The sequence below is a fragment of the Agromyces cucurbitae genome (genome assembly GCF_058349945.1).
Genome location: NZ_JBYRES010000001.1, coordinates 1,192,911 through 1,219,365, shown reverse-complemented (window position 1 = coordinate 1,219,365; position 26,455 = coordinate 1,192,911). Strand labels below are relative to the sequence as shown.

The following is a 26,455-nucleotide window of genomic DNA, read 5'->3' as shown; positions in this document are numbered from 1 at the left end:
CGTCGAGCCATGGAGCCGCACCGTCTCGACCGCACCACCGCGCGCCGGCTCGCGGTGCGCGCGCAGCGGCTCGAAGCCGCCCGGCCGGCCGATCTCGTCGAGCTCGTGCGCGACCTCAACCTGCTGCAGGTCGACCCCACCGCGGCGATCGCGCCGAACGCCGACCTCGTCGCATGGAGCCGGCTCGGCGGGTCCTACCGGCCGAGCGACCTCACCGCGGCGCTCGAGCGCGACCGTGCGCTGTTCGAACTCGACGCGCTGATCCGGCCCATCGACGACCTCCGCCTGCTCCGCCCCGAGATGGCGGCCTTCCCCGAGTGGCCGCGCCTGCGCGACTGGCTCGAGCAGAACGACGGGTTCCGCCGAGACGTCCTGCGACGGCTGGCATCGGCGACCGAGCCGTTGCTCTCGCGCGACATCCCCGACACGAGCACGGTGCCCTGGCAGTCGAGCGGATGGACGCACGACCGCAACCTCGGGCGCATGCTCGAAGCGCTCGCGCTCGCCGGCGAGATCGCGATCGCCGGGCGGCAGGGCCGCGAGCGGCTGTGGAGCCTCGCCGAGCGGGTCTACCCGCCGGCCGAGGGCGACCGTACCGCACTCACCCCCGAGGCCGCGACCGCCGAGCGCAACGCCCTTCGGCTCGGCTCGCTCGGCATCGCCCGGTCGAAGAGCACGAAGATGCCGCTGGAACCGGTCGACGTCGGCCTCGCCGGCGAACCGGCCGTCGTCGACGGTGTCCCGGGCGAGTGGCGGGTCGACCCGGCGCTGCTCGCCGGGCTCCGCGACGAGGCATCCGGCCGGCCGTTCGAGGGGCGCACGGCACTGCTGTCGCCCTTCGACCGGCTCGTCTACGACCGGGTGCGCGCGCAGCAGCTCTTCGACTTCGAGTACGTGCTCGAGATGTACAAGCCCGCCGCGAAACGGCGCTGGGGCTACTTCGCGCTGCCGATCCTGCACGGCGACCGGCTCGTCGGCAAGCTCGACGCGAAGGCCGATCGCGCCGCCGGCGTGCTCGTCGTCAACGCCGTGCACGAGGACGTGCCGTTCGACCGTGCGATGCGGCAGGCGGTCGACGACGAGGTGGCCGCCCTCGCCGAGTGGATCGGGTTCGGGGCCGGTCGCGGTTAGCATCGATGCGGCGCCCCGAACGCGCCCTCGACCCGATGGAGAGTCCTCCGATGCGTCCTCGCCTGCTCCCAGCCGCCGTCCTCGCCGCCGGTGCCGTGCTGGCAACGCTGCTCGTCGCACCGACGGCAGCGACCGCCGCCGCACCGACCGGCGCGCGCACCGGGGTCGCCGCGGCACCCGCCGCGATCTCGCCGTTCCCGGCGGGGGTCACCCGCCTCAGCGGCGCCTCGCGGTACGAGACCGCCGTCGCGGTGTCGAAGCGCTACTCCCCCGGCGTGCCGGCGGTGTTCGTCGCAACGGGCGCCGACTTCCCCGACGCGCTCTCCGCGGCGAGCGCAGCCGCACTCAAGGGCGGCCCGCTGCTGCTCACTCCGGCCACGCGACTGCCCGATGCCGTGCGCGCCGAGATCGCGCGCCTCAAGCCCGCCCGCATCTACGTCGTCGGCGGCACCGCCGTCGTCGGCGCGGGCGTCGAGCGCACGCTGCGCGGCATCGCGCCGACGACGCGCCTCGCGGGCCGCGACCGCTACGCGACCGGCCGTGCGGTGCTCGACGCGGCGTTCTCGCGGTCGTCGCACGCGATCATCGCCACCGGGCGCACCTTTCCCGACGCCCTTGCCGCTACGGGTGCAGCCGGTGCGCGCAAGGCGCCCGTCGTGCTCGTCGACGGTGCCGGCTCGGGCGTCGGTGCCGCGGCGCTCGCGACCCTCGACCGGCTCGGCGCGACCTCGGTCTCGATCGCCGGCGGCACCGGTGCGGTCACAGGGGCGATCCAGACGCAGCTGCGCAACGCCGGGTACACCGTGAAGCGCTACGGCGGCGCGAGCCGCTACGAGACGGCGGCCGCCATCAACCGTGCGTACTTCGCGCCGGGGTCGGCCCAGGTCGGGTTCCTCGCGACGGGGCTCGACTTCCCCGACGCGCTGTCGGCGGGCGCGCTCGCCGGCCGGCTCGCCGCCCCGCTCGACCTCACCCAGCGCACGTGCGTGCCGCCGGTGGTCGGCGACTCGATCGCCTCGGTCGGCGCGCCGAGCCGCGTCGTGCTCGGCGGAACGGCCGTCGTCTCGTCGGCGGCCGCCGATGCGGCCCGATGCGTCTACCCGGTCACGAACGAGCCGCTCGCCGACTGGTCCACGAGCGCGTTCTCGTTCTCGGTCGACGCCGACGCGCCCTACAGCGACCGGCCGCCGGTCGATGTGCGATCGGGCAGCGTCAAGCTCGACTCGAGCGGACTGCTCATCTACCGCCGGCTGGACAACGGCGTGCGCGCCGACCATCCCGTCGCCTACGCGCAGTACGGCATCTCGGCCCTGCTCGAGTACGAGCGCACGGGCGAACGGGTGTGGCTCGACCGCGCCGTGCGGCACGCCGACCGCCTCATCGCCATTCGCACCGAGCGCACTGGCGCGTGGTGGTACCCCTACCGGTTCCCGTGGAGCTACTACCAGCGCACGCTGAAGGCGCCGTGGTACTCGGCGATGGCCCAGGGCGAGGCGCTCTCGCTGTTCACGCGGCTCGCGGAGACGACGGGTCGTGCGAAATGGGACGATGCGGCCGACCGCACCTGGAAGAGCTTCACGCAGTCGTACTCGAAGTCGGCCCCGTGGTCGAGCCTCGTCATCGACGACCACCTCTACTTCGAGGAGTACGCCGGCAACCAGCCGCCGTTGCTCGTGCTGAACGGCCACGTGTTCGCGATGTTCGGGCTCTACGACTACTGGCGTCGCACGGGCGATCCCGCCGTGGCCGCCTACCTCGACGGCGGTGCGACGACCGTGCTCGACCGCATGATGCCGCTCGTGCGGGTCCCGGGCGGGGTGTCGTACTACTGCGTGCAGGCCGAGTACTGCCAGTCGTCGAAGTGGCAGAACGCGAACTACCACCCCATCCACTCGTGGCAGCTCGACACGCTCGCCCGGCTCACCGGCGACGACGCGTTCACCGTGTGGGCCGACCGGCTGCGCGCCGACTGGACGCCGCAGAACCCGGCGCAGAGCTTCGAGCGGGCGCAGTCGGAGTGGATGCTGCCGCAGCAGTAGACCCCCCGGGGGTGCAGCGGCGATCGCGCGTCGGTGGTCGATGCCAGACTGATCTCATGACGATCGAGGTGCGTCCGGCGAACGTGTTCGACGACGTGGCGGCGGTGATCGGTCCCAAGAAGCCGACGTCGAACGTGTGCTTCTGCCTGAGCTACCGCCTGCTGAGCTCGAAAGAGAACGTCGCGCTGCGCGAGCCCGACCGCTCGGCGCGGGTGCGCGAGCTCTGCGCGCAAGAGCCGCCTCCCGGCGTGCTCGCCTACGACGACGGCGAGCCGGTCGGCTGGGCCGCGGTGCATCCGCGCGCCGACACGAGCTTCTCGAAGAACCGGCGCATCCCCCACGTCGACGACGTCGACGTCTGGTCGGTCTGGTGCTTCCGGGTGCGACCGGGGCACCGCAAGAAGGGCCTCGTGCACCATCTGCTGGCCGGCGCGGTCGAGTTCGCCCGCGATCACGGCGCACCGGCGATCGAGGGCTACCCGGTCGACAATCGCGGCGAGAAGGTCGACCTGACGATGGCCTACGTCGGCACGCGCGCCGTCTTCGAAGAGGCCGGGTTCACGAAGGCCTCCGACACCACGTCGGTGCTCTCCGGCCACCCCCGCGTGATCATGCGGCTCGACCTCGCCTGACCGGAGCGCGTCAGCCGACGAGCGCCGCTTCGGGCGCCGCGCCCGGTTCACGTACGTCGGCCCGGCCGCCCGAGACGATCGGAGCGCCCGAGACGACCTGTGCGCCGGCGACGACCTGTGCACCGGCGACGACCGAACGCGACGGTGCGGCCGAGCGACGCGAGGCCGGCACCGCGGAGAGCCCCTCGGCGGGGGCGGCGTCGAGGTGCGACGTCGAGCGCCGGCGGACCGGCTCGTGGTCGTGGGCGGCGTCGGCGTCGCCGGCAGCAGTGGCGGCGGCGGCGGGGGCGTCGGCCCGCACGACGCGGAGCGTCGCGAGCGACGGGTCGACGGCTCCGCGCACGTAGCCGCCCGGGGTGGCGGCGATGCGCTGCAGGAACGCGACGACCTCGGCGGTGATCACCTCGCCGGGCAGCACGTTCGGAATGCCCGGCGGGTAGGCGGCGAGCGCATCGGTCGAGACACGGCCGATCGCCTCGGCGACCGGCACCGCCTCGCCCTGGGCGAGGAACGCCTCCCGCGGCAGCATCGCGAGCCGGCCGGGCGAGGGCAGCGCCACCTGGCCGGCGGTCGCCTCGACCGCGGTCGCCCCGGCCGCGGTCGATGCGGATGCCTCCCTCGCGCCCACCTCGGGCGCGATCGCGTGCAGCGCTTCGACGATGCGGTCGACGTCGGGCACGACGCCGGCGCCGAGCACGGCGACGACGGCCGAGTCGGTCGAGATCTCGAACGAGACGCCCTCGTGCTCGAGACGGTCGCGCACGGTGTGCCCGTGCAGTCCGCCGCGGGCGACGTCGATCGAGACGCGCAGCGGGTCGGCGTCGACGATGTCGTCGAAGTCGCCGAAGCCGTCGCTCACGATGCCGAACCGGCCGCGGGCCCGGATCTCGTCGCGCAGCCGGTCGGCCGCGGCGATCGACGCGGCGATGCGGTCGTGCCCGGTCTCGAGCGCGTCGCGGGCGAGGTCGAGCGAGGCGAGCAGCAGTGAGCTCGCACTCGTCGACTGCGTCAGCATGAAGGCGCGCTCGACGAGCGGCTCGAGCTCGTCGGCGTACGGGCCGTCGGCGAGGTGCAGCATGGCCGACTGCGTGAGGCTGCCGCCGAGCTTGTGCGTGCTCGAGATGACGAGGTCGGCGCCGAGCCGCAGCGGGTTCTCGGGCAGGTCGGGGTGGAAGCCGAAGTGCGCGCCCCATGCGGCGTCGACGATGAGGGGTGCACCGGCGGCATGCGCGATCTCGGCGAGCGCGGCGATGTCGGCGACGGCCCCGAAGTAGCTCGGCGAGATGAGGTAGACGCCCTTGGGCGTGTCGACCTCGGCGAGCGCGGCACGCAGTGACTCGGGCGAGACCCCGTGGTTGATGCCGAGCCGCGCGTCGATGGCCGGTGCCACGAATCGCGGCGCGAGGCCGGCGAGGATCACGCCGTCGATGAACGACGAGTGCGCGCTGCGCTGTCCGACGACGGGCGCGGCGGCTTCGCGGTACGCGCCGAGCGCGAGCGCGGCGACGCGATTGCCCTGGGAGGCCCCGTTGGTGAGGAACCAGGTGCGTCGCGCGCCCCAGGCGCGAGCGGCGAGCGCGAGCGACTCGGCGAGCGGGTTGCCCGGCCCCTTGTCGATGCCGGCCAGGAGCGGCGGCACGTCGCGCTGCAGCAGGTCGGAGCCGAACCACTCGGCGAGGCCGGGAGCGGCGGCGGGGTCGGCGGCGTGGCCGGGCACGTAGACCCGGGCGCGGTCGGCTTCGGCGTAGCGGGCGACGGCGTCGGCATAGGGGGTGGGCATGTCCTCCATCGTTCCGTGCCTCGACTCCATACGGAATAGCTGATGTTCTGGAATGATCAATAGCAGCTATTGACTCCAAGCCAGCCCGCGACGACGACGACGGGAGCCGACGTGATCGACCTGCGCCAGCTGCGTGCACTCCGCGCGATCGCCGAGCACGGCTCGGTGGCGGCCGCCGCCCGCGAGCTGGGGTGGAGCCAGCCCACGGTCGCGCACCACCTCACGGGTCTCGCCCGGGCCACGGGCGCCGCCGTCGTCGAGAGCTCGGCGGCGGGCACCGAGCTCACCCCGGCGGGCCGGCTCTGGCTGCCCCACGCCGCCGCGATCGTCGACCGCGCCGACCGGGCGCTCGACGAGGTGCGCCGCTCACTCGGCGACGCCCGGCGCACGGTGCGATTCGGCGTGTTCCCGACGGCTGCCGCCCGGCTGCTGCCCGCGCTCGTGGCCGAGTTCGACGCGGCGGGGCTCGTCGCGCGCGTCACCGAGGCCGAGCTCGACGTACTGCAGTCGGCGCTCGTGCGGCTCGACCTCGACGCGGCGGTCGTCTACTCGGCGCCCGGCGAGACGCCTCGCGCGGCGCCCGGCTACGCGAGCACTCCCCTGTTCACCGAGCGCTTCTCGCTCGTCGTGCCGACGGGGCATCCGCTCGCCGACGCCGACCGGGTGCCGCTCCGCGCCCTCGCCGGCGACCGATGGGTGGTCGGCACGCTCGACGACGATCCGATCGACTCGGCGTTCCGCACCGCGGCGCTGCGAGCGGGCTTCGACCCGGTCATCGGTCCGCGCAGCGACGACTACCGCGTCGTCGTCGAGTACGTCGCCGCGGGCCTCGGCGTCGCCCTCGTGCCCGAGCTCGCACTGCCGCCCGTGCGCGGCGACCTGGCCGTGCTCGAGGTACCCGGCCTCGAACTCTCGCGCACCGTGTCGCTCGCGACGGCGCCGACGCTCGACCCCGGGCTCGTCGCGCTCATGGTGAGAGCGCTTGCATGATTGACGTCGCAAACCCGCCCTATACATCCGATCTTTAATCCGGCAGGATGGGTCGCGCCGCGCCGTTTCGTGATGAGCGGCGGGCACTGCCGTGTCAAACACCAGATCAATGATGCTCCGGAGGTTCCCCCGATGCTCCAACGCGAGATTCCGCGCCGTCGCGCCCTGCAGCTCGGCGGGCTCGTCGCACTGGCCCCGCTCGTCCCCCAGTTCCTCGCCGCCCAGCCCGCGGCCGCGCTCGTCGGCGGCCGGATGGCCACGGCCGGCCGCGGCATCCCGGTGCCCGATCTCTCGCCCAAGGCCCTCTGGTACGGCACCCCCGCGACCGATTGGGAGACGCAGGCGCTGCCGATCGGCAACGGCCGCCTCGGCGCGATGCTCTTCGGCAACCCCGACGAAGAGGTCGTGCAGTTCAACGAGCAGAGTCTCTGGGGCGGGCTCAACGACTACGACAACGCGCTCGCCGGCAAGCCCGACGGCGCGTACGACACGAGCGTCACCGGGTTCGGCTCGTACCGCGACTTCGGCACCCTCACGATCGGGTTCGGCGCGCGGCCGAAGGTCACCGCGCCGGGCGGCCCGTACAAGATCTGGGGCGCCGAAGACGTCGACAAGAGCTACGACGGCAACAGCCAGACGAAGTGGTGCATCGACGGCCCGCCCGCGCACGTGCTCTGGCAGGCCGAACTGCCGACGGCCGCCGTGGTGACGTCGTACAGCTTCACGAGCGCGAACGACGTGCCCGCCCGCGACCCGCAGGAGTGGCGAGTGCTCGGTTCGAACGACGGCAGCACCTGGGCGACGCTCGACTCGCGCACCGGCGCAGCGTTCGAGCAGCGCTTCCAGACGAAGACCTACGAGTTCCCGAACGCGACCGCCTACCGCTTCTACCGCGTCGACTTCGTGCCGAAGGCGGGCGTGAGCCACTTCCAGGTCGCCGAGATCGGACTGGGCGGCGTCGAGCTCGCGGCCGGCGGCAGCGTGTACGTCTCGTCGCCGACGGGGCACGACGACTCGCTCGTGGGCAGCGTCGACGGCGAGGCATCCACGGTCTGGCAGGTCGCCGACGCCGGGTCGGGCGCCGCGTGGCAGCTCGAGCTCGGCGCGAAGCGGGCGCTCACGGGCTACGTGCTGACGAGCGGGCCCGATGCGCCCGAGGCCGATCCGCGCGACTGGGTGCTCGCCGCCTCGAACGACGGGCTCACGTGGAAGGCCCTCGACACGCGGTCGGGCGTCGCGTTCGGCGGCCGCGGCGAGGCGAAGAGCTTCTCGTTCCAGAACTCGACGGCCTACTCGCAGTACCGGCTGACGTTCACGGCGCCGGGGGCGTTCCGCCTCGCCGGCGTCGCGTTCACGGGCTCGGGCTACACGACCCGCGGCCAGCGCAACGTGGTCGGCTACCGCCGGGCGCTCGACCCGACGGTCGGCGTGCACACCGCGCACTTCGCGACCGTCGCGGGCACCGTGCTGCGCGAGGCGTTCGCGAGCCGCGAGGCCGACGTCGTCGTGCTGCGCTACACGAGCGACACCGCCGGCGCGCTGACGGGCACGATCACCCTCGCCTCCGAGCAGGAGAACTCCCCCGCGTCGTCCGACGCCGCAGCACGCCGCATCGGCTTCGCGGGCACCATGGCGAACGACCTCAGCCACGCGGCGACCGTGCGCATCGCCGACACCGACGGCGAGGTCACGGCCGACGGCGCCGGGCTCCGCGTGACCGGGGCGTCGAGCATCACGCTCCTCCTCGATGCGCGCACCGACTACAAGCTGAGCGCCGCCGACGGCTGGCGCGGCGCCGCGCCGCAGCCGGCCATCGACGCCGCGCTCGACGCCGCGGCCGCCCGCAGCTTCGACGACCTGCTCGACGAGCACGTCGCCCAGGTCTCCGAGCTCATGTCGCGTGCGGCGGTCGAGTGGGGCGAGACGGATGCCTCGGTGCTGGCGCTGCCCACGACGACGCGGCTCGCCCGCTACGGCGCGGGCGAGTCCGACCCGACGCTCGAGCAGTCGATGTACGACTTCGGCCGCTACCTGTTGCTGAGCTCGTCGCGGCCGGGCGGGCTGCCCGCGAACCTGCAGGGGCTCTGGAACAACAGCAACCAGCCGGCGTGGGCGAGCGACTACCACACGAACATCAACGTGCAGATGAACTACTGGGGCGCCGAGACGACCGACCTGCCCGAGTCGCACGAGGCGCTCATCGCGTTCGTGCAACAGGTCGCGGTGCCGAGCCGGGTCGCCACCCGCAACGCCTTCGGCGAGAACACCCGCGGCTGGACGGCGCGCACCTCGCAGAGCATCTTCGGCGGCAACTCGTGGGAGTGGAACACGGTCGCGAGCGCCTGGTACATGCAGCACGTGTACGAGCACTGGGCGTTCACGCAGGACAAGACGTACTTGCGCGACGTCGCGTACCCGATGATCAAGGAGATCTGCGAGTTCTGGCAGGACCGCCTGAAGGAGCGGCCCGACGGCACCCTCGTGGCGCCCGACGGCTGGTCGCCCGAGCACGGCCCCCGCGAGGACGGCGTCATGTACGACCAGCAGATCATCTGGGACCTGTTCCAGAACTACCTCGACTGCGCCGACGCGCTCGGCGACGAGGAGCTCGGCGCCGACGTCGAGTACCGGGCGACGATCGCCGACCTGCAGTCGCGGCTCGCGCCGAACAAGATCGGCAGTTGGGGCCAGCTGCAGGAGTGGCAGGCCGACCGCGACAGCCCGACCGACATCCACCGGCACACCTCGCACCTGTTCGCGGTGTACCCGGGCCGGCAGATCACGCCGTCGTCGCCCGAGTTCGCGGCGGCCGCCCTCGTGTCGCTCAAGGCGCGCTGCGGCGAGAAGGAGGGCGTGCCGTTCACCGCGGGCACCGTCTCGGGCGACAGCCGTCGTTCGTGGACGTGGCCGTGGCGCACCGCGCTGTTCGCCCGCCTCGGCGACGCCGAGCGCGCCGGCGTCATGGTGCGGGGCCTGCTGACCTACAACACGCTCTCGAACCTGTGGTGCAACCACCCGCCGTTCCAGCTCGACGGCAACTTCGGCATCACGGGCGCCATCGCCGAGATGCTGCTGCAGAGCCACGACGGCGCGATCCGGCTGCTGCCGGCGCTGCCGGCCGACTGGGCGGCATCGGGGTCGTTCACCGGCCTGCGCGCTCGCGGCGGCTACCGGGTGAGCTGCGAATGGAAGGACGGCGAGGTCGTGTCGTACGACGTCGTCGCCGACCGCGCGCCGAACATGTCGAACGTCACCGTCGTGGTGAACGGCGATCGCCGCAAGGTGAAGCCCGCGAACCCGACGGCCGGCAACGCGATGCGCGACCTCGGGCCGGCCGACTGACGGCTCGGTCCACGAGCACCGATGACGGATGCCTCGGGCTCGGCCCGAGGCATCCGTCGTGTTCGCGGACGATCAGGTGAAGAGCTTGAACCCCACGTGGGATGCCGCGAAGCCGAGCCGCTCGTAGAAGCGGTGCGCATCCTCGCGTCGGGCGTCGGAGGTGAGCTGCACGAGCGCCACCCCGCTCGCGCGGGCCTCGTCGACCGCCCAGCCGATCATCGCGCTGCCGACCCCGCGACCGCGCAGGTCGTCGGCGACGCGGACGGCCTCGATCTGTAGGCGGAAGGCGCCGCCGCGCGCGAGCCCCGGGATGATCGTGAGCTGCATCGTGCCGACGAGCCGGCCGTCGGCGTCGTCGACGGAGACGAGCGTCTGCGCCGGGTCGACGTCGATCGCGTCGAAGGCGCGCTCGTAGCGTCCGAGGTGCTCGGGGTCGGCGTACTCGTCGTCGCGGCGGATCGAGTCGGCCGCGATCATCGCGACGAGGCCGGGCAGATCGTCGCGACGAGTGCGGCGGAACGTGTAGCGGTCGCCGCGGATCTCGAGGTCGACGGGGAGGCGGTCGGCGGGCACGGCGGGGCGGACGGATGCTGCAGGGGGCATGCCGCCAGTCTGCCAGCCGCCGCGCCGCGCCCGGTGTCGGCGGTGGGCGCTAGCTTGTGCGCGACGAAGGGACACCGATGACCGCCTCGCACGACCCCGCCCTGCTCGACCCGCTCCGCGCCGTGCTTCGCGGCACGCTGCTGCTGCCCGGCGACGCCGGCTACGACGCCGCGCGCGCCCCGTGGAACCGCTCGGTCGACCAGCGCCCGGCCGCGATCGCCGAGCCCGCCGACGTCGACGACGTGCGCGCCGTCGTGCGCGCCGCCCGCGACGCCGGCCTCGGGGTCACCACGCAGCCCAACGGGCACGGAGCCTCCGACGACCTCGACGGCGTCGTGCTCGTGCGACCCCGCCGGCTCGACGAACTGCACGTCGACGTCGAGGCCCGGGTGCTTCGCGCGGGTGCCGGCGTCAACTGGGGGCGCGCCCTTGCGGCCCTCGAGGGCACGGGCCTGATCGGCCTCGCCGGCTCGAACCCCGAGGTGAACGTCGTGGCGCTCGCGATCGCCGGCGGCCAGTCGATGTTCAGCCGCCGGTACGGGCTCACCGCGCGTTCGATCATCGCGGTCGAACTGGTCGACGCGGCGGGCGAGTTGCGCCGGGTGACCGACGCCGACGACGGCGAGCTGCTCTGGGCGCTCCGCGGCGGCGGCGGGCTCTTCGGCGTGATCACCGCGATCGAGCTCGAACTGTTCCCCGGCGAGGAGCTCTACGGCGGCGGCCTCGTGTTCCCCGCCGACGAGGCGGTGCCCGTGCTCACCGCGGCGTTCGCCCTCGCGCACGACGAGCCCCGGCTCGGGCTCGACATCGGCATGATGCGCTTCCCCGACCTGCCCGTCATGCCCCCGCACCTGCGCGGCCGCACCGTCGCGACCGTCGGCCTCGTCCACGTCGGCGACGAGGCGACCGGGCGCGGCTTCGCCGATCGGCTGCTCGCCGTCGCCGAGCCGATCGCGAACGCGCTCACCCCCTTCACGATCGGCCAGCTCGCGGCGGTGGCCGCCGAACCCGTCGACCCCGCGCCGATCGCCGACTTCGGCACCGCGATCGGCCCACTCGACGAGACCTTCGCACGCGACTTCGTCGACGCGTTCGTGCGCGGCGCCGAGCACGGCCTGACCCGCTGCAGCATCCGGGCGATGGGCGGCGCGATCGCCGACGAGCTCGGTGCCGAGCTCTCGGTCGTCGGCGCGGTGCACGCCCCCGGACTCCTCAGCTCGGGCGTGCTGCTCCTCGATGCGGCGGTCGACGCGGCCGCCGCCCTCGCACCGCTGCGCGAGCTCGCGGCGAGGTACCCGGCCGAGGGCACGGTGCCGAGCTTCCTCGGCGGGCAGACGAGCCTCGCCGACGCCTACGCACCTGCGGTGCTCGAGCGGCTCGCCGGCGTGAAGAGCCGCCTCGATCCCGACGGGCTGATCCGGAGCAACCGCCCGCTCGGCTGACCCGCCGCGCGACATGGCGGGGATTCCGCAGCGGGTGGCGGCTGTCGGAGGCGTCGGCGATGATGACCGCATGGACGCCATCGACTGGCTGCTCGACTCCGATCCCGCGATCCGCTGGCAGGTGCTGCACGACCTGCGCGACGACCCCGAGGGTGCCGCCGCCGAGCGCCGACGAGTCGCCGCCGAGGGCTGGGGCGCGCGCCTGCTCGCCCTCCAAGACGAGCGCGGGTACTGGAACGACGACGAGTACGGCGAAGACGGCGATCGGCGCAGCGTCATGTGGTCGCTGCAGTCGCTGCGCCGACTCGGCGCCGAGCCCGAGGCGCCGCCGGTGCGCCGCGCGATCGAACGCGTTCGCGACGGCGTCACCTGGCACTACTGGGGCGACCTGCCGTTCTTCCACGGCGAGGTCGAGGAGTGCATCAACGGCGGGGTGCTCGCGGCGGGTGCCTACTTCGGCGTGCTGGGCGCCGGCAGCGATCGCATCATCGCGCGACTGCTCGACGAGCAACTGCCCGACGGCGGCTGGAACTGCGAGCCGCGCGACGAGTCCGAGCGCTCGTCGTTCGACTCGACCCTCTGCGTGCTCGAGGGGCTCCTCGGGTACGAGCAGGCGATCGTGGGCGGCACCGGCACGGCGACCGCCGGAGACGACGCCGCCCCGCCGACCGCCGACCTCGCCGCCGTCACCGCGGCGCGCCGTCGAGGCGAGGAGTACCTGCTCGAGCGCAACCTGTTCCGTCGGCGGTCGACGGGCGAGATCGTGCTCCCCCGGTACCGCAACTTCGCGTTCCCCACCTACTGGTTCTACGACGTGCTGCGGGCGCTCGACTACTTCCGGTCGACGGGCGACGCGCCCGACGCCCGCATCGCCGACGCCGTCGACCTGCTGGTCTCCACGCGCAGCGCCGACGGTCGCTGGCTCGCCGGGCAGCCCTGGCACGGCGAGGTGTACTTCGCGCTCGACGCCCCCGAGGGCGAGCCGAGCCGCTGGAACACGCTGCGGGCCCTGCGGGTGCTGCGCTGGGTCGACGCGGCGGCGGTCTAGGTCTGCCGCCTCAGAGCATCGCCCCGACGAGCGCCTCGCCGAGCGGCGTGCGCAGGTGCATCACCCGGGCGCCGTCGCGCGACGACGTGATGAGCCCGCCCTCGCGCAGCACCGAGAGGTGGTGCGAGGCGGTCGAGATCGCGAGCCCCGTGTCGGCGGCGACCTGCGAGGTCGTGCGCGCGGTGTGGGCCCCGAGCAGGATCTCGGCTCGCGCCGGGCCGATGAGCGCCCCGAGCGCCGCGGCCGTCGACGCCGGGTCGCGCGCCCAGGTCTCGGTGACGCCCTGGGCGGGGTAGAACACGGTCGGCTGCGCCGGCGGCTCGGTGAGCACCATGCAGCCGAACGACGACATGACCGACGGCACGAGCACGAGCCCCGATCCGCGGCAGTCGAGCGCCTCGCGATGCAGCCGCAGCTCGACGCGCACGGCGTCGTCGCTCCAGCTCACCGAGGGGTGCAGCTCGCCGACCATCGCCCCCACGCCCGCGGTCGCGATCCGTCGCGACCGCACCGCGATGTCGGCGCGCAGCAGCCGCTCGAGCTGCGTCCACACGGGCGCGAGCACGGCGGCCCACACGTCGCTCCACGCGTCGGCGATCATCGCGCGCGCCCGCTCGGGCTCGTCGATCATGCGCCGGATCGCCTGCTGCCGCGCCCCCTCCGACCGCACGACCATCTTGTGCAGGTCGACGAGCATCGGCTCGACCGGTGCGACCCGCATCCGGGCCGCCTCCTCCTCGGGCTCGAGGTCCCAGCCGGGCTCGGAGGTCAGGAAGTCGGGCATGTACCCGTCGACGCCGATGACCACGGCGAGCAGTTCGAACGCCTCGCGCGGCACCCGCCCGCGCACCGCACGCAGCCACCCCCACTGCAGCGGGTGCGCCTCGGGCCGCTGCAGCACCCGCACGGCGTGGCTGAGCTCGTGCCCCGGCGAGACGCCGAACCGGATCGCCGAGATATCGCCCGGCACGAGCCGGAACTCCACGAAGTTTCGATCCACATCGAAACTCTAACGGCTGCGGATGCCTCGGGCGGAGGCTGTTCGCAGACGCAGCGACGAACGGCCCGAACCGACCGGGAGCCTCGCGCCGCGGCATCCCGACACCGAACCGACCGAACCGAGGAGCACCCCGTGAACGCCGCCGAGATCACCCTCACGCCCACCACGACCCCGCCCGTGACGCCCCGCGTCGTGCCGGCCGACGAACTCCGCATCGGCACGGGCCGCACGCGCCGCTTCGTCGGGCTCGAGCACGGCGCCCGCATCTCGTACTTCTTCGTCGACAACGAGCCCGGCCAGGGCGCCGACCTGCACTGGCACCCCTACAGCGAGACGTGGATCGTGCTCGAGGGCACCGCGCGCATCACGGTCGGCGACACCGAGCTCATCGCCCGCGCCGGCGACACGGCGACCGCGCCGGCCGGCGTCTGGCACGGATTCACGAACGTCGGCGAGGGGCGCCTGCAGCTCATCGGCATCCACGCCGCCGAGACGATCGTGCAGACCTGGGCCGACGAGTCGGCCTGACGCGCCCGCGCCGCGCGCCGCATCGACCACTGCGAACCACCAGAGCGAAGGAGCATCCACCATGTCGTTCCAGGCCTACCTCGACAACATCGAGACCAAGACCGGACTCACCCCGCGCCAGTTCGTCGAGCTCGCGCACGAGCGCGGCTTCGACGAGACCACGAAGGCGACCCCGATCATCACGTGGCTCGCCGACGACTACGGCCTCGGCCGCGGCCACGCCATGGCGCTCGTGCACGTCATCACGAAGGGCCCGCAGATCAGCACGAAGCACGTCGGCACCGACGGCGTGCACCGCGACGTCAGCGAGACGCTCTGGCTCGACGGCGCGGCGACGAACCCGAACCGGTGACGCCGGTTTCGTCGATGGCTCCCAGCCCGAGGCCGTAGGCTCGATGCACCGCCTTCCGTGATCTGCAGAGGAGTCCGCCTGCCATGAGCGACGCCGCGAACCTTGACGTCTTCAACCGCCGCGAGTCCGAGGTGCGCGGCTACGTGCGCTCGTTCCCGACGGTGTTCGACCGGGCGACCGGTTCGACCCTCGTCGACGCCGACGGCCGCGAGTACCTCGACTTCTTCGCCGGCGCCGGCGTCTTGAACTACGGCCACAACAACCCGGCGTTCACCCGCGCGATCATCGAGTACCTCGAGCGCGACGGCATCATCCACGGGCTCGACATGGCGACATCGGCCAAGCGCGCGTTCATCGAGGCGTTCGAGCGGCTCATCCTCGCGCCGCGGGGCCTCGACCACCGGCTGCAGTTCACCGGCCCGACCGGCGCGAACGCCGTCGAGGCGGCGCTCAAGGTCGCCCGCCAGGCGACCGGCCGCCCGACCGTCGTGGCGTTCACGAACGCGTTCCACGGCCTGAGCCTCGGCGCCCTCGCGGCGACCGGCAACAGCCACTACCGCAGCGCGGCGGGCCAGCCGCTCGACAACGTCGTGCGCCTCCCCTACGACGGCTACCTCGGCGACGGCGTCGACACCCTCGACCTCTTCGAGAAGATGCTCGACGACCCGGGCTCGGGCCTCGACCTGCCCGCCGCCGTCATCGTCGAGGCGGTGCAGGGCGAAGGCGGCATCAACGTCGCGAGCGTGCCGTGGCTGCAGCGCCTGCGCGCCATCACGGCCGAGCGCGGCATCCTGCTCATCCTCGACGAGATCCAGGCGGGCGTCGGCCGCACGGGCGCGTTCTTCGCGTTCGAGGCCGCGGGCATCGTGCCCGACGTCGTCACCGTCTCGAAGTCGATCTCGGGCTCGGGCCTGCCGATGTCGCTCGTGCTGCTGCGCCCCGAGGTCGACGTGTGGAAGCCGGGCGCGCACACGGGCACGTTCCGCGGCAACAACCTCGCCTTCGTGTCGGCGCGCGTCGCGCTCGAGACCTACTGGGCGAACACGGCGTTCGTCGACGAGGTCGCCCGCAAGTCGGCGCTCCTCGCCGCCGAGCTCGAGCTCATCGCGGTCGAGAACCCGTCGCTCGGCCTCACGGTGCGCGGACGCGGACTCATGTACGGCCTCGTCGCCGACGGAGACCGCACCCTGGCCGGCCGCATCTCGAAGGAGGCCTTCACGCGGGGCCTCGTCATCGAGACCTCGGGCGCGTTCGACGAGGTGCTCAAGTTCCTGCCCGCCCTCACGATCTCCGACGACGAGCTGCTGCGCGGCCTCGCGATCGTGCGCGAGAGCCTCGCCGCGGTCACGGCGACCGCCGTCGCCGCGAGCTGACCGACCCGACGCGATGACCGGCGACGCGCCTCGAGCACCGCGGCGCGGCGCCGGTCGACCGCGCGTCGCGGTGCTGAACCGCGAGCGCATCACCGACGAGGCGCTGCGCCTCGTCGACCGCAGGGGCGCCGGTGCGCTCACGATCCAGGCCCTCGCCGAGCGGCTCGGCGTCGTGCCGAGCGCGATCTACAACCACGCGTCGTCCCGCGCGGTGATCCTCGCGTGGATCCAGGAGCGCCTCGTGCGCGAGGTCGACGTCTCCGGTTTCGGTGCGCTGCCGTGGCGCGCGGCGACCGAGCGGTGGGCGTGGAGCTACCTGCGCGTGCTGCGTGCGCACCGCGAGTGCGTCGCGATCTACGCGCACCTGCCGATCCGCGACACCCCCGAGGCGACGCAGATGTACCAGCGCGTGATCGTCGGCTTCCAGGCGGCCGGGTTTCCGCCGCCCGAGGTGTTCGCGTCGATCTCGGCGATCGAGCAGCTCGTGTTCGGCGGCGCGATCGACTCGCTCGGCCCCGAAGACGTCTACGCGCCCGAGGCGCCCGGCATCGTCGCGCAGGCCTACGTGCTGCACCGCAGGCAGCTCGTCGACGAACGCGCACTCGTCGCCGACCGGGCGTTCGAGCTCGCGCTCGGTCTGCTGCTCGACGGGCTCGCCGCGCGGTACGGAAACCCCGGGCGGACGAGGGCGTAGGGCCGCACGCCGCGACGCCAGCGCCTACCGCGACGCTGGCGGCGGCGCCGACGGGAGGGACGCCCCGGAGAATCGGTGGTGGAGCAGAGTTGCAGAGCGATCCGACGACCGGGTCTACCCCGGCCGGCGGGTTGGGGTGCGCCGTCGAAGTGGATGCCTCGCCGGCGTACGGCGCCGCCCCGCGGCATCCGCACCGATACCGGGCCGCCGGCCCGAGGGGCCCGGCCCGACCTACCCGGCCTCGACGATGCGCGCGGCCGTGTCGGCACCGATGCGGATCGCGCCGTCGACGTGCAGGTAGCCCACGCCCTGGATGTCGCTCGACGCGAAGAAGATCGGACCGACGGGCTCGTTCTGCAGGTGGCCCCAGCGGCTGAGGCCGCCGAGGTCGTAGCTGCAGGCGTAGGCGCCGCGGGTCCACTCCTCGTCGCCCCAGTCCGACATGGCGACCGCGACGGGCCGGCGCGCCTCGTCGCCGAAGTACGCCGCGAAGGAGTCGAGCACCGCGGCACGCCGCTCCTCGTCGGGCATCGCCCAGAGCCGCTCGGCCTCGACGTCGACGACGAAGCCGACGAGCATGCCCCGCGTCGAATCGTGCGTCGAGTTGTCGTAGACCTCGCAGACGAACTCATTGCGGCCGAAGCCCGTACCGGCGAGCCCCTGCTCGCGCCAGAACGGCGTCTCGTACGCGGCCTGCACCTTGACGACGAGACCCATCGACTGGTGCTGCTGCGCGACCATGCGCTCGCGCGGCAGGTGCGGCTCGTAGCGGATGAGCGAGTACAGGTTCGGCGGCACGGCGACGACCGCGAAGCGGGCGTTCACCCGCAGCTCGTCGCTCTCGGCGACGACGGATGCCGCGCGACCCGCTCCCTCGTCGGTCCAGGTCAGCTTGCGCACGGGCGATGACAGCAGCACGACCTCGTCGCCGAGCTCGTCGGCGAGCTGCGTCGAGACCGACTGCATGCCGCCGACGACGCGGCGGTCGAGCAGCATCCCGTCGTCGACGAGGTCGTGCAGCGACCCGGCCGAGGCGGCCATGAGCATGGCCTGCAGCACCGAGAACGTGTGCGCGGGCTTCGTGAGCATGCCGCCGGCGATGAAGTGGTCGAACGAGCGGATCGCCTCCTCGTCATCGCTGAGCGTGCGCAGCCACGCGCTGAAGGCGATCGCGTCGAGCTCGGCGGCGCGCGGATGCGCCCACGGCGCTGCCGGGTCGAGCTCGGCGGCGAGCTCGTCGAGGGCGGCGATGAGCGTGTTCATGGCGGCGACCGTCTCGGGCGCGGTCGGGAAGTCGTCGCCCTCGAACTCAGTGCGGCGCCCGTCGGGTGCGAGGTAGACCGAGCGGCCCTCGCGGTAGCGCGGGAACGTCTCCTTGCCGAGCTCGTCGAGCAGGCTCACGAGCGCGTCCTGCCCCTCGGAGATCCACTGGCCGCCGAGCTCGAACCACTCGCCGTCGACAGTGTCCGACCAGGTGCGGCCGCCGACGCGGTCGCGCGCCTCGAGCAGGGCCACCGACTTCCCCGCCTCGACCAGTCGTCGGGCGGTCACGAGTCCTGCGACCCCGCCGCCGATCACGACGACATCCCGGGTGATCTCTCTCACGTTCGCTGCTCCTCATCGAGTCTTCGGAAGGCCCGTTCCCCGGGCCTTCGACGGCGGCGCGCGCACGCGGCCGTCGCGAGGAGCCTAGGAGCGGTCGGTGCCGACCGGTGAGCCACGAGCGGGACGGATTCATTTACGCGGTTCGGTCGTTCGGCGGGCGGGCCGAGCCGGGCCGGGGGCACCGGGTCGCACGTTCATTTTCGCGGGCCGCCGTGCCGGGCGTCGGGCATAATCGCGAGAGAGTCCGCAGATTTCTCCCGGTCGGCCGTGACCTTCGCCGCTTCGCGCGACATTCCTGCTGTGAGGAGGTCCCCGTGGACGAAGACGAACCCGGCGACGCAGAACTGCTGAGCCGAATCGCTCGTGGCGACGAGCGCGCGCTGTCGCTCGCTTTCGACCGGCACGCAGGCACCGTCGCCCGCTACGCATGGGCGCTCGCGTCGACCCCGATGGACGTCGAGGAGATCGTGCAGGACGCGTTCATGGTCCTGTGGCGCCGTGCGCAGGACATCCGAATGCACGACCGCTCGTTGCTGCCATGGCTGCTCGTGACCTGTCGCAACGTCGCCGCGAACGCCAGGCGCAAGCAGGCACGAAGCGCCGCCGATGCGCTGCCCGACGAGTGGATGCCGGCGCACGCGTCGCTCGTCAGGGAGGATCAGGCCCGCGAGTCGGCGCGCGAGGAGCTGCGCTGGGTGCTCGACGCGCTCGAACGGCTCGACCCGGTCGATCGCCGCGTCTGCGAACTCTGCCTCCTCGAGGGCCTGCCGTACGCGCAGGCCGCAGCCGAGCTCGGCCTCAGCGTCGGCGCGGTGAAGCAGCGGGTCTCCCGCAGTCGGATGCGCTTGAGGAAGGCGGTGACCGTCGATGAGAACTGAACCACCGAACGGCGAGGAGATGGCGCGCCTCCTGGCGTCCGCCAAGGGCGGGCTCATGGCCGAGGCCCGGCGCTCACCGCGCCGGCAGCACCCGGTGGAATGGATCGTCGGGAGCATGGTCGCGGCGGTGCTGCTCATCGCGCTCGTCACGGGCGGCGCGCTCATCGCGTTCACCGGCGCACCCGCGCCCTTCGCAGGCCCGGGGCCGGTGCCGACGGCGACGGCGACGAACTCCGCGCCGCCCACCACGTCCACCCCGGAACCCGACGACCCCGCCGCCACCCGGGCACCGACCCCGCCGCCGACCGAGGGGGCCGATGCGCTCGCCTCCGTGACGACGATCGTCGTCCGCGCCGAGGGCCTCGACTTCGAGGATGCCAAGGGCGACATCGTGACCTCGGTCTCGTACGAGGACGAGACCGGCCTCATCGTGGGGACGCTCACCGCCGTGCTCGGCGCCGAGCCGACCGTGACGACGGAGGGCGCCGAGGAGTACCTCGCCTACGTGTGGCCGGGCGTCCGCGTGAGCGACGACCTCGGTGAAGGGCCGGGCCGCATGCCGACCAACGTGATGATGGGGTTCACCCTTCCCGTGGTCGGCGACGGCGTCGCGGTCACCACGCTGCGCGGCGTCTCCCCCGGCGACGATCTCACGCCGTACGCGGCGAGCGAGCCGAGGTACGCGCCCTACCCCGAGAGCATCGAGATCATCGCGCTCGAGACCGGGCCGACGCTCGGGGCGCCCTCGGCGGACGGCGTTCCGAACGCGCACGCCGTCGTCGCGTCCGACAGTGCGGAGGAGGACGACCTCCCCTCGGTGGTGACCGCGCCCGTCAACCTCGGGACCGGCCAGCAGTTCGGCTTCTGAGCGATCCGGCGGGCCGCGTGCGGGCGCGGGGCTCGCACCGGGCCGTCGGGCGTGGCGGCGACCGGGTCAGTCGAGCCCGGTGCCCGCGAGGTGCCGTGCCCCGTGGCTCAGCACCTTGACGACGACGCCCCGGCGACGCAGTTCGGCGAGCGTGCGCAGCTCTTCGTCGACGTCGCGGCCGAGCGAGTGCACGTTCGCCACGACGAGCACGTCGCCGTCGCGCAGCGTGCCGAAGAAGCGGGCGAGCCGCTGCTCCCACGACTCGAGCAGGTTCTCGGGCGCCGGGTAGCGGAAGTCTTCGATCTCGACGCCGAACGCGAGCAGGTCTTCGCGCTGCTCGAGGATGGGCGGCATGTCGTCGCGCTGGATGACGAGGCCCACGAGCCGCGACCCCTCGGGCCGTGCCATCCACCAGTCGCCGTCGCGCTGCAGCTCGACGAAGCACTCGGGACAGGTGATCGCGGTGTGCGCATGCGAGTGCGAGTGCGTCGACGGCTCGCCCATCGTGGGGTTCTCGTCGCTCATCTGCTCGCCTCGCTCCTGCCCGTTCGGTCCGGTGATCATCGTACGCGCTCCCACCGTCGCGGGAGCCGCCGCACGGGTCCCCGGCGGAGATGCCGCTCCCCGCGATCAGCTCGGGTTCGACCCCGGCCTCCGCGACCGGGGCCGGCCGGCCGCGACCGCGGCAGCACCGGCCACGAGCAGCACGATCGCGGTGAGCGCGGGCCACAGCGCCTCGACCCCCGATGCCGGCAGCGTGCCGGGGCCGGGCGGCCCCGGGGCGGGCGGGTTCGGCGGCAGCGGGGGCTCGGGCGGTTCGGGCGGCGACTCCTGCACGTTCGCGAACGTGCAGACGACGGTCTCGCCCGCCCCGAGCGCGATGAGGGTGCTCGCACCGTCGACCGCCGGCGGCGCCGCAGCCCCGGTGCACTCGACGCCGTCGAGCGCCCACCCCTCGGTCGCGAGCTCGGTGACCCGGTAGTCGCCGGGTTCGAGCGGTGCGGTCGAGAACGGCTCCGCGGCATCCGTGAGCGTGAACGCCCGGGTCTGGCCGCCGTCGGGGCCCCACTCGAATCCGAACTCCTGCGGTGAGCCGGCCGGCGTCGTCGACTTGTCGACGACGATGACGCCGCGCTCGGTGTTCGTGAAGGTGCAGGTCACGGTCTCGCCGGGGTCGAGTTCGATCGAGCCGACGAGGCCGTCGACGGTCGACGGGGTTCCGTCGGCGTCGCCGTCCGCGCACGTGAGGCCCGTCGCGTCGTACCCGTCCGTCGAGAGCTCCTCGACCGTGTAGCCACCCGGATCGATGCCGTCGAACGATGCCGCACCGGTGCCGTCGCTCGTGGTGATCGAGAACTCCGGTGGCGTGCGCCAGTCGCCCGTGAAGTCGAACTCCCCGTCGGCGCCGTCGACCGCCTTCACGATCACGATCCGTCCGCGCGCGGTGTTGACGGCGGTGCACTCGCCCACGTCGCCGGGGTTCACCGAGAACTCGCCGAGGTCGTCGAGCACGAACGGCGGGCCGCCGTCGCCCGGTGCGATCGTGCAGGTCAGCGGGCCCTCGATCCAGTCGGGGCGGTCGGTCTCGACGAGCGAGTACCGCACGCCGGGGAAGATCGACGGCAGCGTGATCGACGCGGTGCCGCCGCTCGTGGTCACGGGCACGGGCACCGGATCGATCGCGTTGTCGAGGTCGACGAGCACGAACTCGAAGTCGCCGTCGCCGCCGAGGGCGGTCTTCGTGAGCGTGCCCGTGCCGGGGACGGCCTCGTTGATGAACGTGCAGGCGAGCGACCGCCCGACCGGCGCCGTGAACTGGAGGCCCGCGACGTCGGGCTGCTCGTCGGTCACGCCGGTGCAGGAGAGCCGATTCGTCCAGCCGGGGGCGTCGTCCTCGGTGATGGAGTAGCTGCGGCCCGCCACGAGACCCGTCCAGGTCGCGGTCTCGCCCGACTGACCGATGCCGTCGACCGTCTTCGGATCGGTTTCGCCGTCGGGCACCGGGTCGATGCGCAGGTCGAACGACCACGCGAGATCGACGCCAATGCCCGTCGCGATCTTCGCGACCGTGATCGACGAGGTCTGCGCGATGTTCTCGGCCGAGCACTCGAGGGCCTGGCCCGGCGCCGGCGAGAACTGGAATCCCGCCGCGGACGGGTCGAGGTCGTCGACGCCCGTGCAGACGACGGGCCCTCTTGTCCAGCCCTGCTGCGCTGCTCCCGCTTCACGCAGCGTGTAGACCTCGCCCGGAACGAGCTCGTCCCACTGCACGCCGGGGGCGGCGTCGGTCGCGGTGCGGCCGATGACGGTGCCGTCGGGCTGCACGAGCTCGAACCCGAACGACCAGGCGAGTGCGGGGTCGGCTCCCGCGACGATCTTCTCGAGGGCGACCGACGCCGTGTCCGCGCGGTTCGTGAAGAAGCAGACGGCCGTGTCGGTGTCGACGAGGTCGACGTCGACGCCGCGCCCGTCGGCGGTCGGCATCCACGTCGTCCCGTTGCAGTCGACGCCGTCGAGCGTCCAGCCGTCGGCGTCGACGGGCTCGGTGATCGTGTACCGCCCCGGCTCGAGCGATCCGAACGACCTGAGGGCGACGTTCGGCGGCGTCGAGTCGCCGTTGAGCGCGAACCCGGTCGGTTCGCCCTCGGCCGGCACGAACTCGAACCCGAACTGCTGGTCGTACTCGACGGGGATGGTGCGCTTGACCACGGCGATCGAGCCGGGGAGGCTGTTCGTGAAGAAGCATCGCACGGTCTCGCCCGGCAGCACGGTGAATCCGATGCTTCGCGCGGCGGTGTCGCCGGTGTGGTCGGTGCCGCCGTAGGTGCACGACAGGTCGGCCAGGCGAGTCGGCGGCGTCTCGGCGTCGGGGTCTTCGCCGACCGTGTAGTCGCCGGGCGGCACGTCGTTGAATACGCGTTCGTAGAGGGTCCCGTCACCGTTCGGCACCTCGATCGCGAAGCTCTCGCCGCCCGGCAGGTCGCTCGTGAACCCGAACGTGCGGCCGTCGACGCCGTGCGCCTCCTTCGAGATCACGACGGTGCCGAGCTGCGTGTTCGTGAACGTGCACGTGATGTTCGTGCCGGCCTCGGGCGTCACGGTCACCGAGCGGCCGTCGACCTCGGCCCCGTCGACGTCGCAGGCGATGTCGGGCGCGAGCCAGCCGTCGGCGACCGCCTCGGTGATCGTCACCTCTTCGCCGACGGGCACGGCGAACGACCGCCGTCCTCCGTCGGCGAGCGACACCGGATCCTGGCCGGTCACGTCGAACCCGAACTGTTGCGCGGACCCGTCGGGCAGCGTCTGCTTCTCGACCGTGACGACGGCCGCGGCGTTCGTGATCAGGCAGTCGGTCGTGTTCTCGGGCGAGACGAGGAAGGTGTCGGACGGGTCGTCGATGACGAACTGCTGCGGATCACCGCCGCCGAGCGGTATCGCCGTGCAGATGATCGACTGCAGCGACCACGGCGGCGGGATCGAGGTCTCGGTGAGGTGGTACTGGGAGCTCGCGAGCACGTCCTGGTACGTCTTCGTCTGGCCCGCCGCGACGGTGTCGACGATCGTCTCGACGGCCGGCGGCCCGGGTATGACCGGTCCGCCGTCGCGCGCGATGGTGAAGCCGAACTCGTCGCCCGCCACGACCTCGTCGGGCACGGTCGCCTTCGTCACCGTGAGCGCACCGCAGTTCGCGAGGCTCATGCGATCGGGCGCGTGGTCGGCGAAGTCCTGGATGTTCGCCTGCGCCGAGTTGCCGGTGCGGGTGAACATCTCGCCGACCGTGAACGTGCGGCACTCGGTCGGCGCGAAGATGCCCGAGGTGTTGAGGTCGATCGCGAACTCGCCGAACGTGTCGAGGTACTGGTTCGTGAGCGGCGGGCCCTCCTGCCGGACGCCGGTCGCCCACGTGAAGTCGGCAGTGCCCGGCTGCGCCTGCCAGGTGCCCGCCCCGAGCTCGTTCGCGCAGTCGTCGCCGGCGGTCGGCACCCAGCGCAGCACGCGCGCGGTCGTGCCCGAAGACGCGTAGTCGAACTCGATGAGCACGTCGTTGCAGCGCCCGGCTCCGGGCCCCTCGAGGTGCTGGTAGATACTGACCTCGCCGTTGCCGACGTAGCGCGTCCAGTATCCGTAGAGGATCGCGTGCCGCACTCCGGCGCCGTCGACGACGACCTCGAGTCCGTACCCGGTCGAGCAGAGGTCGCCCTTCTCGTTGGGCTTGGCCGTGCCTGGGACCCAGGGGTTCGTGTTCGGACCCTGGCTGGGCGGGGCGCCGGTCGGTTCGGCGCCGGCGTTGCACGCCGCAGCCTGAGCGTTGTTGTCCCAGTCGAACGCGCCCTGGATCACGCCGGTCGACTGGAGCCCCTGCATCGTCGTGTACGCACCGGTCGGGGCGAAGGTGAACGAGCTGTCGGGCTGCACGTCGGTGATGAAGTCGCCCCAGTTGAACGTGCTCGGCGGCGAGCCGGGCGTCGTCGTGCCGTCGATGACCATGCCGGTCGTGAGGCCCGACGGCTGCAGCGTCGCGGCCGATGCGGGGGCCGCGAGCCCGAAGGGCACGAGCACCGCGGCGAACAGCGCTCCGGCGAGCACCGCGGCCCGGGTGCGCGCACTCCTCCGGCGCGACCGACGCACGGTCGCGCGAATCGAAACGCCCGTTCCCCCCGGGGTGCGCACGAACCCCACGGTATCGAAGACCCGACCGAAGCGACACCCTGCCCCGCGGCGACCGCGGGCGACCGCGGTTCAGGCGTCCGCGCCGAGGAACTCCGTCGCCGCATGCCGGAACACCCGCGACCCGGGCGTGTTGAAGTGATGCCGGCCCGGCACCTCCACGAACGTGCCGCGCGGCGTCGCCGCGGCGAGGCTGCGCGACTGCTCGATGATCGCGTCCTCGGTGCCGGTCGCGAAGAGCACCTCCTGCCGCGGCGGGTCGGCCGGATCGGGGTCGGCGTCGCCGAGTCGCATCCCCTCGGCGAGCGCGATGAGCGCGCGAAGGTCGTTGCCGTGCACCCGCTCCGCGAGCGTGACGTAGTTGCGGGTGACCTGGTCGTCGACGGGCGTGCCGTGGTCGACGTAGGCGCGCGCCTGGTCGATCTGCAGGCGCGCGAGCGGCCGACCGTCGGGGATGCCGCCGAGCACCGCCCGCGACACGTGCTCGGGGGCCTGCACCGCGAGCTGCCAGCCCACTCGGCCGCCGAGCGAGTACCCGAGATACCGCACGCCGTCGAGCAGGTAGGTGTCGAGCACGGTCACGAGGTCGTCGACGAATGCCGACATCCGGTAGGCGGATGCCTCGTGCGGCGTGCCGCTCGCACCGTGTCCGCGCTGGTCGACGCCGATGACGCGGAACCCCGCCGCGGTGAGGTCGCGCACCATGCCGGTGTCGACCCAGTTGTCCTTGCAGCTCGACGCGAACCCGTGCACGCACAGCACCGTCGGGGCGTCGTCGTCGCCCCAGACGTAGGTCGCGATGCGGGTGCCGTCGGCCGCCATGACGTACTGCGGCTTCGGCATCGCGGTTCGGGCGGGCAACGAGGCATCCATACGGCCCATTCTGCCGCTCCGCGTGCGCAGGGTCGTCAGCCCTCGAAGTCCTCGGGGTCGACGTCGTCGAGGAACTTCTTGAACTCCTCGAGCTTCGACTCGTCGATCTGGGCCTCGGCACCGCCCGAGGCATCCCCCCAGTGCGGCGGCTCGGCGGGCTCGGCGGCCGCCTCGCCGGCGAGCTCGGCCGGGATGCCCGCGTCCTCGAGCACCTGTTCGGCGATCCAGATGGTGGCCTCAGATCGCACGGCCAGGGCGATCGCGTCGGAGGGGCGGGCGTCGACGATGCGGGGCCCCTGCCGGGTGACGAGCGTCAGTTCGGCGTAGAACGTGCCCTCGTCGAGCCGGGTCACCTCGACGCGCTCGAGCCGCGCGCCGAGCGTGCCGAGCAGGGTCGTCGTGAGGTCGTGCGTGAGCGGTCGCGGCGTCGTCTCGTCGCTCATCGCGATGAGGATCGAGTTCGCCTCGTTCTGGCCGATCCAGATCGGCACGACCACGGGACCGTCGGGGTCGTCGACGAGTGGGCGCAGCAGCACGAGGTGCTGCCCCGACTGGTCGAGCGCGATGCCGAGCACTCGCACCTGGATCATGTGCGCCTCCGTTCCGCGG

Annotated in this window: 21 protein-coding genes; 13 read left to right on the top strand and 8 right to left on the bottom strand. The window is 72.9% G+C overall.

Going from position 1 to position 26,455, the window contains the following annotated elements; all coding sequences use genetic code 11:
• Window positions 1–9: 9 nt before the first annotated feature.
• From AC3RJ6_RS05605 to AC3RJ6_RS05595, 3 genes are read left to right on the top strand one after another with little or no spacing between them, the layout of a single operon-like run.
• On the top strand, window positions 10–1,131 hold the full coding sequence (locus AC3RJ6_RS05605) for a DNA glycosylase AlkZ-like family protein (RefSeq protein ID WP_491425908.1): 1,122 nt from the start codon (window positions 10–12) through the stop codon (window positions 1,129–1,131).
• Between the two features lie 50 nt (window positions 1,132–1,181).
• Window positions 1,182–3,170 carry a cell wall-binding repeat-containing protein gene (locus tag AC3RJ6_RS05600; RefSeq protein ID WP_491425907.1) on the top strand — a complete coding sequence of 663 codons (1,989 nt, stop codon included), beginning with the start codon at window positions 1,182–1,184 and terminating at the stop codon, window positions 3,168–3,170.
• Window positions 3,171–3,226: 56 nt separating this feature from the next.
• Window positions 3,227–3,802 (top strand): GNAT family N-acetyltransferase, encoded by a 576-nt coding sequence (locus AC3RJ6_RS05595; RefSeq protein ID WP_491425906.1) that lies wholly within the window; start codon window positions 3,227–3,229, stop codon window positions 3,800–3,802.
• 10 nt (window positions 3,803–3,812) lie between these two features.
• On the opposite strand, the gene AC3RJ6_RS05590 is transcribed toward AC3RJ6_RS05595, so the two are convergent.
• Window positions 3,813–5,582, bottom strand: a complete 1,770-nt coding sequence (locus tag AC3RJ6_RS05590) for an aminotransferase class I/II-fold pyridoxal phosphate-dependent enzyme (protein WP_491425905.1) — start codon at window positions 5,580–5,582, stop codon at window positions 3,813–3,815.
• Window positions 5,583–5,651: 69 nt separating this feature from the next.
• On the opposite strand from AC3RJ6_RS05590, the gene AC3RJ6_RS05585 reads away from it, so the two are divergent.
• Together AC3RJ6_RS05585 and AC3RJ6_RS05580 are read left to right on the top strand one after the other, a co-directional pair.
• Window positions 5,652–6,572, top strand: coding sequence for a LysR family transcriptional regulator (locus AC3RJ6_RS05585; protein WP_491425904.1), 921 nt, complete (start codon window positions 5,652–5,654; stop codon window positions 6,570–6,572).
• Window positions 6,573–6,704: 132 nt separating this feature from the next.
• Window positions 6,705–9,914, top strand: a complete 3,210-nt coding sequence (locus AC3RJ6_RS05580; RefSeq protein ID WP_491425903.1) for a glycosyl hydrolase family 95 catalytic domain-containing protein — start codon at window positions 6,705–6,707, stop codon at window positions 9,912–9,914.
• 72 nt (window positions 9,915–9,986) lie between these two features.
• Here the strand turns inward: AC3RJ6_RS05580 and AC3RJ6_RS05575 are convergent, their stop codons facing one another.
• Window positions 9,987–10,517, bottom strand: coding sequence for a GNAT family N-acetyltransferase (locus tag AC3RJ6_RS05575; protein WP_491425902.1), 531 nt, complete (start codon window positions 10,515–10,517; stop codon window positions 9,987–9,989).
• Between the two features lie 77 nt (window positions 10,518–10,594).
• On the opposite strand from AC3RJ6_RS05575, the gene AC3RJ6_RS05570 reads away from it, so the two are divergent.
• Entirely contained in the window at window positions 10,595–11,959 is a 1,365-nt protein-coding gene (locus tag AC3RJ6_RS05570; protein ID WP_491425901.1) for an FAD-binding oxidoreductase, read from the top strand.
• Window positions 11,960–12,029: 70 nt separating this feature from the next.
• Window positions 12,030–13,007 (top strand): hypothetical protein, encoded by a 978-nt coding sequence (locus AC3RJ6_RS05565; RefSeq protein ID WP_491425900.1) that lies wholly within the window; start codon window positions 12,030–12,032, stop codon window positions 13,005–13,007.
• Window positions 13,008–13,017: 10 nt separating this feature from the next.
• Here the strand turns inward: AC3RJ6_RS05565 and AC3RJ6_RS05560 are convergent, their stop codons facing one another.
• On the bottom strand, window positions 13,018–14,007 hold the full coding sequence (locus AC3RJ6_RS05560) for an ArsR/SmtB family transcription factor (RefSeq protein ID WP_491425898.1): 990 nt from the start codon (window positions 14,005–14,007) through the stop codon (window positions 13,018–13,020).
• A 132-nt stretch (window positions 14,008–14,139) separates the two neighbouring features.
• On the opposite strand from AC3RJ6_RS05560, the gene AC3RJ6_RS05555 reads away from it, so the two are divergent.
• The 4 genes from AC3RJ6_RS05555 to AC3RJ6_RS05540 all read left to right on the top strand — a co-directional run bounded on the left by AC3RJ6_RS05555 (window position 14,140) and on the right by AC3RJ6_RS05540 (window position 16,954).
• Complete coding sequence (locus AC3RJ6_RS05555) at window positions 14,140–14,535, top strand: cupin domain-containing protein (protein ID WP_491425897.1); 396 nt, start codon at window positions 14,140–14,142, stop codon at window positions 14,533–14,535.
• A 61-nt stretch (window positions 14,536–14,596) separates the two neighbouring features.
• Window positions 14,597–14,887, top strand: coding sequence for a DUF4287 domain-containing protein (locus AC3RJ6_RS05550; protein WP_491425896.1), 291 nt, complete (start codon window positions 14,597–14,599; stop codon window positions 14,885–14,887).
• An 83-nt stretch (window positions 14,888–14,970) separates the two neighbouring features.
• Complete coding sequence (ectB, locus tag AC3RJ6_RS05545) at window positions 14,971–16,260, top strand: diaminobutyrate--2-oxoglutarate transaminase (RefSeq protein ID WP_491425895.1); 1,290 nt, start codon at window positions 14,971–14,973, stop codon at window positions 16,258–16,260.
• 13 nt (window positions 16,261–16,273) lie between these two features.
• Window positions 16,274–16,954 (top strand): TetR/AcrR family transcriptional regulator, encoded by a 681-nt coding sequence (locus AC3RJ6_RS05540; protein ID WP_491425894.1) that lies wholly within the window; start codon window positions 16,274–16,276, stop codon window positions 16,952–16,954.
• A 231-nt stretch (window positions 16,955–17,185) separates the two neighbouring features.
• On the opposite strand, the gene AC3RJ6_RS05535 is transcribed toward AC3RJ6_RS05540, so the two are convergent.
• Window positions 17,186–18,559: a flavin monoamine oxidase family protein gene (locus AC3RJ6_RS05535; protein WP_491425893.1), complete on the bottom strand. Its 1,374-nt coding sequence runs from the start codon at window positions 18,557–18,559 to the stop codon at window positions 17,186–17,188.
• A 314-nt stretch (window positions 18,560–18,873) separates the two neighbouring features.
• On the opposite strand from AC3RJ6_RS05535, the gene AC3RJ6_RS05530 reads away from it, so the two are divergent.
• Window positions 18,874–19,437 (top strand): RNA polymerase sigma factor, encoded by a 564-nt coding sequence (locus AC3RJ6_RS05530; RefSeq protein ID WP_491425892.1) that lies wholly within the window; start codon window positions 18,874–18,876, stop codon window positions 19,435–19,437.
• The gene (locus tag AC3RJ6_RS05525) at window positions 19,427–20,305 is read left to right on the top strand and encodes a hypothetical protein (RefSeq protein WP_491425891.1); all 879 of its coding nucleotides are present in this window, start codon (window positions 19,427–19,429) and stop codon (window positions 20,303–20,305) included. Before AC3RJ6_RS05530 ends, AC3RJ6_RS05525 begins: the two co-directional genes overlap by 11 nt.
• Before the next feature lie 66 nt (window positions 20,306–20,371).
• On the opposite strand, the gene AC3RJ6_RS05520 is transcribed toward AC3RJ6_RS05525, so the two are convergent.
• From AC3RJ6_RS05520 to AC3RJ6_RS05505, 4 genes are all read right to left on the bottom strand, one after another.
• Entirely contained in the window at window positions 20,372–20,869 is a 498-nt protein-coding gene (locus AC3RJ6_RS05520) for a recombinase family protein (protein ID WP_491425889.1), read from the bottom strand.
• A 66-nt stretch (window positions 20,870–20,935) separates the two neighbouring features.
• Window positions 20,936–24,892: an MSCRAMM family protein gene (locus tag AC3RJ6_RS05515; RefSeq protein WP_491425888.1), complete on the bottom strand. Its 3,957-nt coding sequence runs from the start codon at window positions 24,890–24,892 to the stop codon at window positions 20,936–20,938.
• Window positions 24,893–25,045: 153 nt separating this feature from the next.
• The gene (locus tag AC3RJ6_RS05510) at window positions 25,046–25,846 is read right to left on the bottom strand and encodes an alpha/beta fold hydrolase (protein WP_491425887.1); all 801 of its coding nucleotides are present in this window, start codon (window positions 25,844–25,846) and stop codon (window positions 25,046–25,048) included.
• Between the two features lie 35 nt (window positions 25,847–25,881).
• Entirely contained in the window at window positions 25,882–26,436 is a 555-nt protein-coding gene (locus AC3RJ6_RS05505; RefSeq protein WP_491425886.1) for a bifunctional nuclease family protein, read from the bottom strand.
• Window positions 26,437–26,455: the final 19 nt, after the last annotated feature.